Raw genomic sequence first — 18,162 nt, 5'->3', positions numbered from 1 at the left:
GACCTCACCAGTTATTATTAAAAAAGGAATCAAAAGAAAATAAAATTTTGCGATTTTCATCACTCTATATTTAACTAGATTGATTTATTAGCAATAAAAAACACAATAAATACGCTTATACTTAACAATTTATAAACTATAGCAAAAAACCATCAACATTTCTGCTGATGGCTTTTCACGTTATTGTTTTTTCTTTGGTGCTTTCTTCGAGCTCAAGTCTAATCAAACAAATGGCTATCGAGTTTAACGCCGTTATTTGACCACAATTGATACCGTTTCACCGCGTTACCAGACGAATACATGGTGTGCTTGCAGTCCATACATTCGACAAAATACAAACCACTCATACCAGCCATTACATGTAGCCTTCGACTGTCACAGCGCTTACAAGAAAGACGCTGAACCTTACTGTTTACGTCAACACGACGAGCGAAGTTAAGTGTCTCATGGGAGCACAAGGCGTCCACTGCACTATCTTTAAACGGGTGCTCACTGAGCAAATGATTGATGGCGTAATCGTACACCGGGGGAATCGAAGATTTGCCATTCTCTATATTGGTTATCTTAGCTACGGAAACACCCAACAAAGATGCAAACTCCACTTTGCTGTATTCCAAGATAAACCTTGAAGAGATGAACTTATCTGCACTAATGATTCTCAACATACACAAATCTCTAATGGACATAAAAGGAGCATGACGTTGCCCCTTTATGTTAAAAAGGATAATAACAGGTTGCTTCTTACTGTATTTATACGCAGAGTGTGCGCTATTTTTATTTTTGGGTATATTGCGCTCAATTTAGTTAAAGATCAACAGACACTAATTGAAACCAAAAATAGAAATTAAGATTTAGTAATATAAAACTTAATACCAAATATTAACTAAAGTAATGAGTGTCATTAGAAAAACACAATTTAAGCTAAAAAATTATTTTCATAGCTATAGTACGAGCTAATCAATAATAACGGATTGGAGCTTAATTCATGTATTTGCAGCAAGGGGGGATTTCCCTCTATTTGTCGATTTATATAAGGATAGATTGATGGCAGGTAAAATTCTGTTGAAGCTTTGCATAAAGATCACCCAACAATTATGCAATCGATAGAGTAAAGAAGAATTTGAGTGATAAAAAAGCCTCACGAATGAGGCTTGTTGAGATTCTGTGGCTGTAAGAAGTTTTGCGTAAAATCGAGCACTTCTTTGGAAGGTTGTTTTGGTGGAGACGCAAATTCTTGTTGTGCGGACACTTCGCTTTCGAAGTTTAACTCTGGCATCCCATCAGCTACGTTTGCTTCTTCATGATGCTCTTCATTAAGCAACTCGTTCAGTTCTTCTTCTCCAGGGAAATATGGCTCACGCTTGTAAACCTTGTTTAAGGCTCTGATGATTGAGTGCTTTTTCACCACGCCAGAAGCCAACTTTCTTTGTAGCGGTTTAGCAATTGATTGTAAGCCAACCACCACATCTACACCGATGTTGCTGGCAACCTCATCACGTACAACTCTCGCAGGCTCATAACCCATGTTCGCAGACAAGAACAACCAAACGTAAGCAATCGCGTTACCTGTTTTGCCAGTGTCTTTCCACGCTTCACCTGCATGGAACATGGCTTCTGCACTGCCGCTTTCCGCCGCTCTTTCTAACCAATAACAGCCTTTGACCATACTTTTTTCAGTACCAATGCCATTGAGATAGCATAGACCTACTTGGATTTTGCCATCAGCACTGTCTTGCTCTGCAGCTTTCATAAACCAAAACAACGCATCAGCCCGCTGACCTGATGTGTTTTCTGGTGACAACTGCCATTCGCCCATATACAGCATGGCTGGAATGCAGCCTTCATCGGCAGCTTCTTCGATTAATTGGTGACCTTTAGGAATGTTTTTCTCTGTACCACGCCCAAATACGAGCGCTTTTCCGGTCGCGAATTTCGCATCGATATCGCCTTCCATGCCCGAAATAGCCGTACGCCAGAAGTTTGCCTGCTCTCTTAAGATCACATCTTCACGCATACGTTCGGCAAGTCTTACTACACCGTACATACCAGTGACATTATCTAACTTGGCCGCTTTATCATACCAATAGAGCGCCTGTTTAATGTTCTCTCGTTCCGCTTCTTTTGCTAAATAAAGAATGGTCGGGATATGCCCCGTTTCCGCCTTAAACGCACGTTCTTTACGCTCTTGCTCTCGCGCCTTCTGCATCGCTTTGCGGTATGCCGCTTCACGAGCTTTCCTCTCGGTCTCGAGACGTTGCTTACGCATCGACAACGAGATCATCCACACAAATATCAGGACGAGTGAAAGGCCAGTTGCCACAATGGCAATGCCCATACTACTCATAAATAGCCTCTTTTTAGGTCAGGGCCCATAAGGATTTCCCGTAGCTCGGGGAATCTAGAAAATTGTTAATTTGGGTGTGAAAGCAATCATTCCACTGTACACCGCCTTTATTATATAACGACCATGTAGGCAAAATCTGAAGTTTACAATTTTACTGTGAAGGCAATTTATTCAATATCATCTAAACTTATTTTTTAAAGAAAAATATCACCCTTACTTTTATAGAACCTAATCACAGTTTTGGGGCTTAGACATTCTCCTCCCCTATCATCCCCCCGATCTCCTCCTATAGAAATTTACATTTTTAGGCTGTGCTTAACATCTCACTATGCGCTCGTTTTATTATTTAATTTGTGAACAAAATCTAGTGTGATAGAAAATTTTCTCTTGTAAAAAACTTAACCGCCTGCTCTCACATTTTGCTGATAGTTCAGTGTATTAGCATTTAGTTGAACATTTCCTTTTCGGCATCTTGCCCAATCTATTCTCAATTCAATAACAATGGATTTGTAAACGTGGACAATAAAACATTTAAATTATCAGCGATTGCCAAAACCGTGCTACCTCTACTTTCTGTAGCAGTGATCAGCGGCTGTGGCAGTGACAGCTCTAGCGATGACACTACGAACCCTGGCTCCGGCCTTCACCCTGCGGGAGAGAACGAAGTTGTCATCTATTACAAACGCGATGTTGCTTCGGCTTCAACAGCAAGTGATTACGACGGTTGGGGCCTACACCTTTGGAATGGCGAAGGCTGTACCAGTACTGACCTAGAAGCAATGGGGATCGCTGACGGCGGTACGGATTGGGCAGCACCGCTTCCGTTCGAAGGCATCAGCGAAACTTACGGCGCTTACTACGTACTTAAAGTGAACCCTGACGCATCAGACCCACACGAGTGTATGAACTTCATCTTGCACAAAGGCGATGAAAAAGCCTTTGGCAGCGCGAACTCTAAAGTGGAGTTAACCAAACTGGGTGAGTCTCAAGGTCTATTCGGCTTCCACGGCAGCAGTGAGCTTTACTATGAGCCAATTGCAGATCGCCCTGTTGATATTGATGGCCAGAAAGCACACTGGTTAGATGCCGACACTATCGCTTGGGAAGCGGCAGCAAACGCCGACTCGATGAAGCTTTTCTACAGCTTGACCAACGACATCAAGATGGACGAAGACAAGCAGATTTCTGGCGGTACAGCCGTTGAGTTGACGAAAACAGGAGACCTGTCTGAAGAACTGAAATCTCGTTTCCGTCATCTTGCGAGCTTACAAGCCGCAGGCATTGATGTGGATTCTGATACGCTACGCTCTATTCTGAAGTCACAAATCGTGATGGTGGCATACAACGCAAATGGCGATGTTATCTCTGCCACTGAAGTCCAAAAGCCAGGTGTGCTTGATGCGGTATTCGCAGATGCAGACGCAGGTAACGCCATTGGTCAGGAACTTGGTGCCATTGTTGAAGGCAATGCAGCAACATTCAAACTTTGGGCACCAACAGCGCAAGACGTTGACCTGATCATCTACGATGCCGATTTGAAAGAAGAATCCACCGTTGCGATGACAGAAAACCCAACTACTGGTATCTGGGCTTCTGAAGCGCAAAGCGATGCATTGAATAAATACTACCGCTACGAAGTGAAGGTTTATCACCCAACAACAGGTGTGGTAGAAACGCGCCTTGTGACTGACCCATATTCATTAAGCCTTTCTGAAAACTCGCTTTACTCACAAGTTGTGGATCTAGACAGTGCTAGCCTGCAACCACAAGGCTGGAATGATTACGATCGCCCAACGGTTGAAAAAGACGAAGACCATGTCCTTTATGAATCACACTTACGTGATTTTAGCTTTAGTGACACGAAAGGCACAGAATCGTTAAACGGCAAATACCTTGCGTTGACGGAAGCTGAGCGTGAATCTGTTACTCACCTTCAAGCTCTGAAAGATGCTGGTTTAACAACGCTTCACATTCTTCCTGCCTTCGATATCGCAACCGTTGATGAAAACGAAGCTAAACGCGTTGATATCACGGATACGGTAGGCAAGCTATGTGGCATTAAGCCTGAAGCCTCTGTTTGTGAAACCGAAGACGATGCAAAAGTGATTGAAGATGTCCTAAATAGCTACGATCCAGCAACTGGTGCTGCACAAGCACTGATGAACGATCTACGCATGCTAGACAGCTTCAACTGGGGTTACGACCCATTCCACTACACTGTCCCAGAAGGCAGCTACGCGACTGATCCAAACGGTTCTAAACGTATCCTTGAATTCCGTGAAATGGTGCAAGCGACGCACAAAATGGATCTGAAGCTGGTTATGGACGTGGTATACAACCACACCAACGCATCTGGCGTAAACGACAAGTCAGTTCTCGATAAAATCGTCCCAGGGTACTACCACCGTCTGAACGTCAACACAGGTGGCGTTGAGAACTCAACTTGTTGTGATAACACAGCAACTGAGAACTTAATGATGGGTAAACTGATGGTTGACTCATTGCTTGTGTGGGCAGATGACTACAAAGTCGATGGTTTCCGCTTCGACTTGATGGGCCACCAACCAAAAGACGTGATGGTGTACGCGCTAGAACAAGTACGTAAAGTTGATCCTAATACGCTGTTCTACGGCGAGGGTTGGGACTTCGGTGAAGTCGCGAACAACGCGCGCTTCGACCAAGCAACACAGCTAAATATGGCTGGCACAGAAATCGGCACCTTCTCTGACCGTCTACGTGATGCGGTCCGTGGTGGTAGCCCATTCGATGGCGGCATGGACTCTGAAGGTAAACACCCACTTCGCTTCAACCAGGGCTTTGGTAACGCAGGGTACCCGAACGAAGAAACAAAGACAGATGCAGATTCAGTAAACGGTCGTCTACACAACCAAGATATCGTTCGTTTAGGCATGGCTGGCAACCTAGCAGAATTCGTTCTACTCGATTACAAAGGGGATACGAAGCTTGGTAAGAACGTAGACTACAACGGTGCACCTGCGGGCTACACTAAGATGCCTTCTGAGAACATCTCTTACGTATCTAAGCACGATAACCAAACCCTTTGGGACAACAACGCTTACAAGATTGCGACTGGCACTTCTTCCGCTGAGCGCGCTCGTATGCAAACCGTGTCTCTATCTACGGTAATGCTTGGTCAAGGTATTCCGTTCATTCACATGGGTTCAGAATTATTACGCTCTAAATCAATGCAGCGTGACTCTTACGATTCAGGTGACTGGTTCAACCGTGTTTACTTCGACGGTAGCGACAACAACTGGAACGTAGGCCTACCTCGTGAAGACAAAGACGGCGCGAACTGGGAGCTAATCAAAACCATCGTTGCGGATGGCACAGCAAAACCAGACTCGACTGATATTGAACTTACTAAACAACAATTCCTAGAACTACTAACTATCCGTAGCTCAAGCGAGCTGTTCCGTTTAGATACTGCTCAAGAGGTCATGAACCGCGTTGATTTCCGCAACGTAGGCAAAGACCAAGTTGAAGGCTTGATTGTGATGTCTATTGACGACGGTACGTCAGCTGGAGCAGACCTAGATACAAACTACGACGCCATCGTCGCGGTAGTGAACTCAACAGCAGAAGAGAAATCTTTCAAAATTGAGGGCGCAACGGGTTTCGAACTGCATGACGTTCAGAAGAACTCGGCTGACATGACCGTTAAGAGTGCAAGCTTCTCCGGTGAGACTTTCACGGTTCCGGCACTTACAACAGCGGTATTTGTACAACCTCAAGGTAACGCACAAGGTGCTGGTCTGCCTGTTGATACAGATAACAAAGACGTATCGAGCATTCCTCCTTACGGTGAAACCAAGGTTTATGTTCGTGGTGACATGAACGGTTGGAATCCATCAGAAGAATGGGAAATGTCATTCATTGGCAACGGTATGTACTCGGTAACGGGTGTACTTGAAGCTGGTGATTACGGCTTTAAGTTTGCTGATGATAGCTGGGGTACACCAAACTTTGGCTGTGACTACGCAGAACAAGCTTCTGGATCTCTAGACTTGGGTACTGAAGGTAACTGTGCATTGTCCGTTACTGAAACAGGCAAATACACCTTCGTTCTAAATGCAATTCATGAGCAAAGCGATTCAGCTGACAAACCGGTTGTTTCTGTAACGAAAGCGGCAGACGCACCAACGTTTGGTGAAACTTCACTCTTCCTACGCGGCACGATCACAACTTGGGATACGCCAGCTGAAGATTCAAGCGCGAAGTTCAACTACGTAGCCGCCGATGTTTACTCTTTAGACATCGACCTAGCAGCAGGTAGCTACGAAATGAAAATCGCAAGTGCGGATTGGGCGGGTGACACCAACTTCGGTGGAGAAGGCAATGTAGAGCTCGGCGCAGCAGTCACCATGGATGTTGGTGGCGACAGTGCAAACCTTAAAATCACAATTGCAGAAGCAGGAAACTACAACTTCCACTTCAACGCAGCTGATAAAGCCGCACCAATCGTGACAGTGACTAAGAACTAAAAACAGTAGGCGCAATCATGTGCTAGCTTGGGGAGGGTAACACCTCCCCTTTTTTGTGCCTGTAAAACGGCATTAAAAAAGCCGCCCGAACAGTGACGATGGCGGCTGTGTTGTTTCTAGCGATTTGCTTTAACTATGGGGTTAGTTTCCCCAAATGATCTCTACAAACTCAGGGTGATCCACAAATGGGTTACGGTTACCTTGGAATTCAAACACCGCTTGGTTACGGCTGATTTCTTTCGCGCTAACAGGATCGTTTTTGTGCCAACGTTTCAACATGTTCAGCATCCATGGTTCAAAGACGGTCGTTTTCGTGCCGTTCAATACCGCGTCAGAGTTGCTAGAATTGCTTTCCCAGTTGCCAATGACGTTTTCATAGCGCGTCGCCATGTAGAAATACGCACGAGCAAAATCACCTTTAAACTCATCAATAGGCTCAAATACCATTCCCGAATAGCCCAAAGTAGAGCTTGCTGAGCCGACTTTTGAGCCATTGCTAGATACGTAAGTGCTGTTACCCACTTCACCAAATGGCCAGTTGCTGCGCTTCGCATTCACATAGCCATCGGTTGCAAACAGGTGGTGACCATCCGAGTTCATCGGTTCAACCTTGCCACCAAACCAGCTCTTAGGGAATGAGTGTTCACGGTTGTAGCAATCACCTTCCGTTTTGTATTGGCCGCATTGGTTTGTAACTTTGGTAAAGCTCACCGTATCGCTGCCAGATGGTTTTTCAGAATACATATCGAGAATGGAGCCGTCTTTCTCGTAGTAGTTGTCTAAATCCGCGTCTTTCACTAACGTCCAAATAGCCGAGTAGCCGCGCCCTGTGTGATCCTTGATGATGTTAAACAGCGCTGTTTTCAACTCAAAACCGGTTTTGCCTTCTGCGGCTTTATAGTATTCACCCACAACAGGCGGAGGTGTCGTTGAACCACCAAGAGTAAAGCTTGTGGTTTGAGATTTCGTGAATTCACCACCAGACGCTAATGTGGTTTGGCCAAACATTAAAGCGTATGAGCCACTGCCGTTACCGCAGCAAATGCCATCCCCATAGCTATCACTGATCGTAAACTGGTAATCGCCGTTCGCTAGGCACATGGTTTTTTCGTAAGTTTTCGAAGAGTCAAAACCTTGGCCAGAAAACAGAACTTGCGATTGGCTGTCCTTCAGTTTCCAACTCGTTTCTGAACCATAGCTATCGGTGTTCAATGTCAGTAACACTTCGTTGTCATTACAGCTTTCTACTGGTGGCTGAGTACCACCATTTTGGTTTGGCTGAAAGTTATCGACATAAACGACTTCAGAACCGTCAAAACCCGACTCATCATAAAAGCGTAACCCGACATTGATCGTTTTGTTTGATGCCGCAGTGTAACTGTGCGTGAGTTGTTGCCACTGATTGGTTTGCTGAGGGGTAGAGTAGCTATGGTATCCATCAACCACTAAACGCGCTTTAACATTGCCTTCTGTATGATAAACCGCGACAGAAAATGGGTAGGTTTTCCCTTGCTCCACATTAATGGTTTGCAAAAAGTCGGTGTTGCTTTGGGTACCTGTATTTACGATAACTTGAGCCGCAAGACCACCAGATTGGTGCGGGTCACTGGTCGGTGAAACAGCAATGCCGGAATCAATCACAGACCACTGCGTTGGTGCATTACCATTCCACTGTTCAAAGTCGCCATTAAGAACGTGACTGAACGCGAATGGAGAGCAAATAAGGGGTAATAGACAGAGGGGTTTCGTTATGGATTTCATTATAATTTTCCATTAGTTATATAAATCCACAAAAAGATAAACATAACAATTACAGATGAGTAAGCCTTAAATCACACTTTGACTTTGCATGAATGTGAATATTCTCATTATCGTGCAGCACATCTCACAAACTCCGTACTGTTTCTTTCAATTTTTAGCGGCGAATGTTCGATATAAAACAAATAAATGTAGAAAGGAAAACTGGGATTCGACGTGCAATATCGCCACCGAAGAACAAGAAAGAACGGCATCTTAGACAAAGAGACGAAAAAAGCCAAGCGTGCGCCTATGGGGGTCAGCAGCAACACTTGGCTTTGGATGAATGGGGAAAACTTATTGTCCGCTTTACCTCACTTTGAAGAAGCGCCCTTGTAATGATGACAAAGGGATCTGGTATTGCCCGTTACTTAGTGCGATTTGTTGGTTAGTGATTAAATCCACCAGCGCTTGATTGCTACCGACTTGCGCTTCTGTCAGCACTATGTTGCGAGCACTCTCAAAGGTATTCAAAGCAAATAAGACTTGGTCATCGCCAGATACTTTCAAGTCCACATAACTGCCATTACTTGCTACCAAGTTAGTTCGGCTGCCTTGATACAAAGCAGGATGAGCAGCACGCATAGTCATCAATGACTTAACGTAGTTTTTCAGATCAACTTGGTTGGCATCTAGGGTTGCTGTTACGCCTTCGATCTTGGCGCTGCTTCGCGCGACGTGATCATCACATACCCCACGAACCGCACACGTATTGTTGTCTTCTTTTGCGTCAAAACCATCAACTTGGTCACCGATTTCATCCCCATAATAGAGAGTGATTGGTCCGGTGTAAGCCGCTTGGAATGCAAACGCGGCTTTGTGGCGTTGCCAGTATTCAGCATCGTTCACATCCGCTAATCCACCTCGTTGCAGCAAGTCACCAAAGCGAACCAAATCGTGATTGCCAATCATCAAGTTTGGCTGAGCATGAGACGGATATTGGTTGTGTGTTTGGTAGCCATTGTCTAACCAATCCACACTACGACCGCCGACACCGCTCTCATTGACAGCCAGTGTTTCCACCACGCGATAGCGCATTGGGAAATCAAATGCCGAGCACAACGCAGGATCGTCAGCCGCGCCGTATGCGTCACTCGCGATTTCTGACTCGCCTTTCCAGATCTCAGCTAACATGTAACCCAGAGGATTCACTTGATCACCTTCCGCGTTGGTGTAAGTCACACTCTGTGAGGCTTCATCCACCGCTTTGCGGATTTGTGTCAATGCGCCGGTTGGAACTTGGTACGCTTGGTCTAAACGCCAACCATCAATTTTTAGCTCTTTGACCCAGTAAGTCGCGACTTCTTTATAGAAGTCCAAGCTTGCTGGGTAGTCGACCGGATTGCTCGAACCAGAAGGTAATAAACCCGATGGAGACGGCTTAATCAACCCTTCTTTGTGATGGCCAAACACGCCATCAAAGAAAACGTACAAACCGCGTTTGTGTGCTTCATCAACTAAGGTTCTCGCCGTTTCTAAATCGCCAAAGCGAGGATCAATCTTAAAATAATCCGTGGCAAAATAGCCCGTTGCATCCAAACGATCGGCCCAATGATCTTGTTCATCAATGGCTTCCGATTCAAAAACTGGCGTCAACCAAATCGCATTCATGCCCAAGTCTTGGATGTAATCGAGCGAATCAATAATCCCTTGAAGATCACCGTTATGATGACTGGTGCCGTAACCTGTGCCATGGCCGATACTCGAATCACCATCAACAAAGCTCTCAACCATGATTTGATAGGTGCGAAGTTGGTTGCTTTGCTCCATTACATTCGCTTGGCAAGCATAACTTGCATCAGGAAGTGGCGTGCTGCCATTATCGCTTCCACCAGAGGAATTACACGCGGATAAAACACCAACCACACTCAAGGCTAAAAGCGATTGGCCAAATAGTTTTTTATATCGTACGTTGCGCATTAAACTCTCCCAAATAAAATTAACCCCAACATGTTTCCCATGCAGGGGTTAATAAATAAAAAATAAATTTTAAATAACTGAATGGAATATTATTGGCACTTATTAACCATTACGTGAAGTGGCTTACCTTTTCCTTCAAATTGAAGGCTCCAAACGTATTTTCCATCTTCTTTAATATCAACCGCAGTATCTGTGCCGTAACCACCAAATGTTAATGGTGTTAATTCACCAACATTCATTCGATTACCTTTCGCGGTAAATTGTGGGAACCACAACTCAGTCGCGTACTGCATTTTGAAAGAGCCTGCTTTTTCTTGCGTCACAACTTGATAGAAGTTATTGCCTTTGTAAGTGTATTTACGTTGAGGTACATGTTTCCAATCTGAATCAGCAAACGTACCGACAACAAACAGAGGTTTAGAAATTGGGCCTTTCGCCGTGCTATCTGGGTTGTCACAAGCCGCCATGAAAGCAACGACTTCGTCTTGAGACAGATTAACAATAGGTTCAGCAGCACCTTCTGGTTCTGCTGTCGATTGACAACCAGCAAGAGCAACAAGTAAGGCAGCAGCAAGTGAAGTTTTCATCATGTTCATTTTCACGTTAATTCCTTTTTAATATTCCAAAGTAAATACAAACTCACCAATCTGGATAAAGTTAATATTTAAAAAGAACAAAATACCAAACTAGCGATAAAGAATATTATTCTCTATCTTGCTGAGCCAGATTACTTTGAGAGGTTTAATTATTTCCTAATCGATGACGAGTAAGGTTAGGAACACACTTTAATTATTGATCTGTTAAATATGAAAAACAAAGTAAAACAAATAAATTTGTGAATAAGCTAACTATATGTAGGGGTGAGTTTTATCGTTCTAAATGCAATTAAAAAAGGCCAGCAATTTGCTGGCCTTTTTTATTCATTTATTTGGTATTTACCGCTTTAACAAATACTTCTTGTGCACCTTCGATGCCCAGTTCTTTTGCTTCATCTAGCAGTGTTAGCGCTTTAGGAATATCGTCCGCGGCAACCGCTGCCTTGATAGAACTGTGGTAGTAGCTGGTTAAATCCGTACCTTGAGGAATGTTGTCGTTTTTCGCAACAATCTTAGTATTCACGATGTCGTTCGCGGATACTGAAAAGCGGAACTGGCCAAGTGGGCTGTGTTTCGCTTGAGGGTCTGCAATATCTGGCGGCTGAGTATGATTTGCCAGTGCGAAGGCTTTTGCAGGGTGAAGAACTTCAGAACTTCCTTTTAGATCAGCGGAAGTTGTGTAAACCAGTACATGCAAGTCATTACCTGTCATGTCTGGAATCACGTTCATTTCAAGTACGAATTTATCGTTATCCAACAGTTTTGCTGGCTCGTACTTAAACTTTGAGAAATCTGCTTGGTAAATAGTTTCACCTGCCGTGTTCATAACAACGACGTTAGGTGCGTAAAACTCTAGATTTTTGTTTACGAAGGTCTCTAGTTTGATATCGAGACTGCCACGATTGCCTGGTAATGCGAACGCTGCAATTGCACCTGCGCTATTACCATCTAGCAGCATCTGGCTTTTATCAGTCAAAGCGAACTCAGTAACCACAGGTACATCAACTGGTACCCATTGAATATCACCCGATTGCGTGATCACTTGTTGTTGACCTTTCGGGCTCATATCGACTTGTTCTACAGAAGTACATCCTGTAGCCAACATTCCCAACAGCACGGGAGCAAGCCATTTTTTCATTACCGTCTACCTCGACTCATTATTGTTTTTTGAAATAAATACAGCCAGATAAGTTTCTGGCTGTATCATTCTAGGACAATTTAGGACTTAGTGGCTAGATGATTACCACCAAGCTTCAGCTTGTACACCGAATTGGAATGTATCGTCTGAACGACCGCCGTCAAATGCGTTTGAGTTGTCGTCTTTATCTGCAGTTAGGTACGACGCGTAAACGCGGATTTCAGGACGAGCCCAGAAGCTAGAGCCAGCAGACCATGCTTGAGCAACAGTTAGTTTACCGAACTTGTTCTCTGCACCGTCGTTATCATCGATAGCGTAACCAGCTTCGAAGATAGTTTTGTGGTTGTCATCCCATTTGTACATTGGACGTACAACTACAGACATTGCTTCCCACTTGTCTTGGCCAGCCCACATGTCTTCACCAACACCGTATACTAACTGGTGACCCATTTCCCAGTTTTCGCCCATGCCGATTACACCCCAGTTGATTAGGCGGTAACCAGATGCGCCACTGTCAGCTTCTGCACCGTACCAGCTACCGTCGCCGTAGAATGCCATTGTTTTAGAGTAGCCTTCTGTACCGTACTGGAATACTGTTTTGTTGAAGCCTGAATCTAGACCTTGAGTCAATTCAGCAGTGAACATTACACCGTCTTCTGCATCTTTAGTGCTGTTTGGTGCGTCGTCAGTTTCGTTAACTAGAGCGTAGTTTAGACCTAGTTCTAGAGAGCCGTTTTCCCATACTGGAAGACCAGCGTAACGTACGTCTAGAGTGTTAACGTTTGCATCGCCGCCATCGTTACCTGGGTCAGCGATATCGCCACGGTCGTTACGAACCCATGCAAAAGATACTTTACCTGGACCAGCTTCGATGCCTTCAACACCAGCGCCCGCGCCAGAGATGTTCCAGTAGTAGAAGTCAGAGATATGGATGTCGTGACGTTGGTAGTAACGCTTACCTGCCCATAGAGTTGCTTCTGGAGCAAAACCTAGAACGCCTTTAGCTTGAACGTTGAACTGACGTAGAGCGAATTGAGCGTCGTCAGTACAGCTTACTGCATCACCAGCGTCGTTTAGGCCACAGTTAGTTGCAGTGCTTTCCCAGTCGTTAGAACCGTTAGAAGTCATTGCAATCATAGAGTCTACGTAGAACGTTTTACCGTTGTTGTTGTAAACTTCTTTACCTAATTGGATTTCCCCGTAGATGTCGCCTTCGTTACCTAGACGACCAATTTTGTTCTTTTCGAACGTTAGTTGTTGGCCACCGTCAGCGCTTACGCCAACACCAGCACGCATGTAACCATGAAAGTCCACTGCGAAAGCAGAACCAGCAGCTAAAGTTGCAGCAACAGCAGCAGCAATTACACTTACTTTTTTCATTCTTAACTCCATTAAGGGTATTTATAATTCTGTCTTCCCTGCTCACTCTTTTAGATACATATAGGCAGTAAAAATGCACCTAAAGAAAGAGAGGTAAGATGGGAACAAGTCCCCGTTTGTTTCAACAGTCTGCAGATTACCCAAGGAGTACAAGGATGACTTCCTCCGCCCCAAACTAATTTAGGGGGGATGAGAAGGGATGAGAAAATATACCGAATGGTGTTTTTTCGAGTTAGATCACCAATCTAGGGAGGAATTAGTAAGTTTCTTCAGTTTATGGCCGCTACAAAGTGATAGCCATTTCATATTTTTGTCAAAAATAGGTCGTAGAAAGTAATTTAATTACAGTGATAATTTTCGATATAAGGTGGTTGACCTTAGTAAGACAAAGTTTTTTACTTATAGTTTCTTAAAGGTAGCAATAAAATTAAAAAAAGATTCGCTGATGACACAACTTCACTCTCGCCCATACCCACTCGGCGCAACCGTAAATAAAGAAGGTTGTAACTTCTCTATTCACGCTCCGAGTAGTAAAGACATTCAACTTGCGCTATTTGCGGAAGACGGTAGTTACAAGCTGCACGACTTGCCAGGCGAATATGCAGGCATTCGCCATACTTTTATCCCTGACATCAAACCGGGGCAAAAGTATGGCTATGTAGTGACGCATAAAGATGAACCTTTGCTGATCTCCGATCCCTATGCAAAGTCGATTGATAAAGCCCTTCACTACCAGCCTCCATTCTCTCCTGCAAAAAGCTTCGATATGCCAAAGTGTGTCGTCATTGAAGACAACTTTGATTGGCAAGACACAGATCATCCTCGCATACCACGGGAAGAGATGGTGTTGTTTGAAACTCATGTTAAAGGGCTCACTCAGCAGAACCCTGAAGTTCCAAGCGATACAAAAGGCCGTTATTTAGGTTTGTCTTCACCTGAAATGTTGGCGTTCTACAAACAACAAAACATCAATACGTTGCAATTGCTACCTGTCGCAGCGTGTATGCATGAACCGCATTTGCTAAAGATGGATAAAGTGAACTACTGGGGTTACAACCCATACTTGTTCATGGTGCCGGACCCTCGCTATGCAGAAAAAGACGCGGTAACCGAGCTCAAAACCACCATCCGCGAGCTGCATAAACACGGCATCGAAGTGATTCTTGATGTGGTTTACAACCACACGGCGGAAGGCGGTGAAGGCTCAACGATCTTCAACCTAAAAGCGCTCGACTCACGTTTTTACATCAAACATGGTCAGAACTTCGCGAACTTCACTGGTTGTGGCAACACAGTCGACTTAACTTACCAGCCAGCCCTGAATCTCGTTATGGATACACTGCGATACTGGGTGAGTGAATTTAAAGTCGATGGCTTCCGTTTTGACTTGGCAGCAACGCTAGGTCGCCAAGGCGACGATTACAATCCAGAAGCAGCCTTCTTTAAAGCCGTCGCGCAAGACCCTATTCTTCGCGAAACCAAATTGATCGCTGAACCTTGGGATATCGGCCCTAACGGTTACCAAGTGGGTAACTTCCCATTTGGTTGGAACGAGTGTAACGATAAACTTCGCGACATCTCCCGCAGCTTCTGGCGCGGTGACCAAGGCTACCTAAAAGAATTTGCGACTCGTTTGATGGGCTCTCGTGATATCTACAGCGCAGCAAACTGGCCATACAAACTCACGGTTAACTACATCACATATCACGATGGTTTCACCCTGCAAGATTTGGTGTCTTACAAGCAGAAGCACAACGAGGCAAACGGTGAAGAAAACCGCGACGGCCACGGCGATAACCGCTCTGAAAACTATGGCGTGGAAGGTGAAACCGAAAACTTGATGATCATCGCCACGCGTGAAAAACAAAAGCGAAACTTAATGGCAAGCTTGTTGTTTGCATTTGGTATCCCTCACATCCTAACCGCGGATGTGTTGTCGCACACGCAAGGTGGTAACAACAATGCCTACTGTCAGGATAACGAAACCAGCTGGCTAGATTGGTCGAGCACAGAACGCAAACAGCACTTCAAAGTGTGGATGTCACAAATGGTTGCTAATCGTAATCAGTATATGGTGCCATTCATTCGAGCGTTCAGTGGTGAGAATCGCAACAACAACCGTATCTTCTGGCGTCGTATTGATGGCAGCTTGATGGAGCACGACGATTGGAATCGTCTAAGCTCTGTAGCACTGCATTTAGGCATCGGCAAAGAAGGGCAAGAGTTGGTGTATCTGATCAACCAAACCAACGCACCTGCGCGATTTAAGCTACCAAATGAGCGTGGTCAAGAGTGGGTGACAGTGTGTGATACCAATGTGCGTAATCTCAATCCTGGTCATGCGGAAGGCGAAGTGTTGCTTTCTCCTACGTCGATGGCAATTTTGCATTATCAACCAGAGTAAGAACCTTACCTGACAAAAGCGAAGCTTATTCCTACAAGAACTGACAAGCCCAGCCGTGCGCTGGGTTTGTTTTATCAACGTTTCGGATACATAAACAGCAATCAGCTCAAATGGCACACCATACGCATTGATGCACAAGTGAAACTAATCTAATATTGCTAGCCAAATCACATTTATAATATATACAACGTTATTTGGCATATGGCTTTACCTAAATTCTTAATCCGCATTCTGCGGCCTTACCTGCTATTACTCGCAGGTTTCATGGTCTATCTGGCTTATGCTCAGTTAGTCGATTCCGAGTCGATGGTCTATCGGCAATCACAGACCAATATCATCACCGCCGAGCGGTTGATCCACTCTCAAATCGAGGCGGCTTTCAGCAAATTCTATCTTCTAGAGACCGCATTAAAAGCAAGCAAACAAGACCTCAATGATCCTGACTTCCGTGAACTAAGCCAAGGCATCATCGACTATTCCCCGCAATACTCCAATATCCTCTATACCAAATCCAACAACAGCGTCGCTTATGGCCTATCTGGTCAAATCAAACAAGCAGACACTAGCGTAATTCAATGGCATAAACTGAACACTGTCAGCGATAAATTCTCTATCTCCTCGCTGTACCAAAACCCACAGCAACGTTGGGTATTCGCCATCAAACACGTCAATCCAAACCTAAAATACCAACTTTGGCTTGAGTTCGATCTTCTTCATACCACTCAACAATTGCGTGGTCTGAAAACATTGAATAAAGGTTATGTGTTTGTCGTAGACAGAGATACAGAACGCTTGGTATTCCATCCAGATCCAAGCCGCATCGGTGACTCTTCAGTGAGTTATCATGGCGGTATCAGCGATAAAGTTGCATCGGGCTTACTGTTCGGTAAACACGAATACTATTACCAAGATAACTTTAAGATTTCAGTCTTCGATGCAGACAACGGCTTAAACTGGGTGTTTGTCGCAGGGACAGACCGTGCCGATATCCTTAACAGCAGTTATCCGTTCACGCTAACGGCCGGTGTCATAGCCTCTCTATTAGCGCTGGCCATCGGAATCAACTACCTCACTTACCAACTGCATTTGTCTTTAGCCCGCCTAAATGGCACGGAGAGCGTTGGTGAGTTCAAAACCCAACTCAAGCATGTCTTGGATCGTTTTTGCTACCACAGAGGCATACAGTTCTGTTTATACGACAGCTTGAATTACAGCTTTTACACCCTCGATTATCACGGCAATAAAAAGCTGGTGTTAACCGACGCAGAACTCGCGGCGCGTTTTTCTCATAGCGCTTTAACGTACAGAACGAAGAAGTACGGCGACGAGCTGACGAAAAAGCTCAAGATCAACAGTAACCACTACTGCATTCCATTGTTTGATGGGCGAGAGCTACTTGGCGTGACTTACGTCAGTTGTCGATTCCCAACCTACAAATGCGTGCTGAGCTTGATTCAAAACTACGCCCAAGTGGCGTTGGCAAACCTCAAATTGCATGACCGTTTGCGCCATCAAGATCCAATGACACAACTCGAAAATAAAGCGTGCTTAGCAGCAAAAGTGTCGAGAGAGCTTGATTCAGAGAACCGTTTTATCGCGATGGTCGATATTGATAACTTCAAATACATCAACGATAAATTCGGTCATCCAGTCGGTGATTTAGTCATCCAAAAGACCGCAGAAGTGATGCGCGATTGCTTCCCTAAACCAAAAGGGATTTGTTTAGCGCGCTATGGTGGTGAAGAGTTTGCCATCGTGTTCCAAGCCAATGACGAGTTTGATGCCAAACATCAGCTTGATAACTTCCTAACCGCGCTGCAAAGAAGCCATCTCACATTGGGTTGTGGTGATGTGCGATTTACGGCAAGTGTTGGGTTTACGCCATTAGAAACCAGCTATCACCATGTAGTGGAGCAAGCTGACAAAGCACTTTATCAAGCAAAAAGACTGGGCAAGAATCGCGTCTGCCATCTCAAAGCAGCATAGCGAATTTCTTACGAAAAAAGACAAAGCCAGAGCAGATATCGCTCTGGCTTTTTTATTTTTATTACAGTCAGTTAAGTCACACGATCTGACAC

Annotated in this window: 10 protein-coding genes; 3 read left to right on the top strand and 7 right to left on the bottom strand. The window is 44.7% G+C overall.

The genetic code is table 11. From position 1 onward, the window contains the following. Window positions 1–218: 218 nt before the first annotated feature. Together C1S73_RS19430 and C1S73_RS19425 are read right to left on the bottom strand one after the other, a co-directional pair. Window positions 219–665 carry a helix-turn-helix domain-containing protein gene (locus C1S73_RS19430; protein WP_038868929.1) on the bottom strand — a complete coding sequence of 149 codons (447 nt, stop codon included), beginning with the start codon at window positions 663–665 and terminating at the stop codon, window positions 219–221. A gap of 473 nt (window positions 666–1,138) precedes the next feature. Then, a complete protein-coding gene (locus tag C1S73_RS19425; protein WP_038868928.1) occupies window positions 1,139–2,344 on the bottom strand; it encodes a tetratricopeptide repeat protein in 1,206 nt (401 codons plus the stop codon). A 515-nt stretch (window positions 2,345–2,859) separates the two neighbouring features. On the opposite strand from C1S73_RS19425, the gene pulA reads away from it, so the two are divergent. After that, entirely contained in the window at window positions 2,860–6,849 is a 3,990-nt protein-coding gene (gene pulA, locus C1S73_RS19420; RefSeq protein WP_038868927.1) for a pullulanase-type alpha-1,6-glucosidase, read from the top strand. 141 nt (window positions 6,850–6,990) lie between these two features. Here the strand turns inward: pulA and C1S73_RS19415 are convergent, their stop codons facing one another. From C1S73_RS19415 to C1S73_RS19390, 5 genes are all read right to left on the bottom strand, one after another. Next, window positions 6,991–8,610, bottom strand: coding sequence for an endonuclease (locus tag C1S73_RS19415; protein WP_038868924.1), 1,620 nt, complete (start codon window positions 8,608–8,610; stop codon window positions 6,991–6,993). 345 nt (window positions 8,611–8,955) lie between these two features. Then, window positions 8,956–10,566, bottom strand: coding sequence for an alpha-amylase family glycosyl hydrolase (locus C1S73_RS19405; protein ID WP_038868922.1), 1,611 nt, complete (start codon window positions 10,564–10,566; stop codon window positions 8,956–8,958). A gap of 89 nt (window positions 10,567–10,655) precedes the next feature. Next, window positions 10,656–11,162 (bottom strand): hypothetical protein, encoded by a 507-nt coding sequence (locus C1S73_RS19400; RefSeq protein WP_020195601.1) that lies wholly within the window; start codon window positions 11,160–11,162, stop codon window positions 10,656–10,658. A gap of 328 nt (window positions 11,163–11,490) precedes the next feature. Continuing rightward, window positions 11,491–12,300 carry a MalM family protein gene (locus C1S73_RS19395; protein ID WP_009706534.1) on the bottom strand — a complete coding sequence of 270 codons (810 nt, stop codon included), beginning with the start codon at window positions 12,298–12,300 and terminating at the stop codon, window positions 11,491–11,493. 102 nt (window positions 12,301–12,402) lie between these two features. Beyond that, window positions 12,403–13,680 (bottom strand): maltoporin, encoded by a 1,278-nt coding sequence (locus C1S73_RS19390; RefSeq protein WP_009706535.1) that lies wholly within the window; start codon window positions 13,678–13,680, stop codon window positions 12,403–12,405. Window positions 13,681–14,125: 445 nt separating this feature from the next. Here C1S73_RS19390 and glgX point away from each other — a divergent pair, with 445 nt between their 5' ends. Beyond that, window positions 14,126–16,084, top strand: coding sequence for a glycogen debranching protein GlgX (gene glgX, locus C1S73_RS19385; protein WP_009706536.1), 1,959 nt, complete (start codon window positions 14,126–14,128; stop codon window positions 16,082–16,084). 264 nt (window positions 16,085–16,348) lie between these two features. Next, the gene (locus C1S73_RS19380; RefSeq protein WP_081634773.1) at window positions 16,349–18,070 is read left to right on the top strand and encodes a sensor domain-containing diguanylate cyclase; all 1,722 of its coding nucleotides are present in this window, start codon (window positions 16,349–16,351) and stop codon (window positions 18,068–18,070) included. Window positions 18,071–18,162: the final 92 nt, after the last annotated feature.

This window comes from Vibrio jasicida 090810c, from assembly GCF_002887615.1.
GTDB lineage: Bacteria > Pseudomonadota > Gammaproteobacteria > Enterobacterales > Vibrionaceae > Vibrio > Vibrio jasicida.
This window is presented reverse-complemented; position numbering and strand designations above follow the sequence as displayed.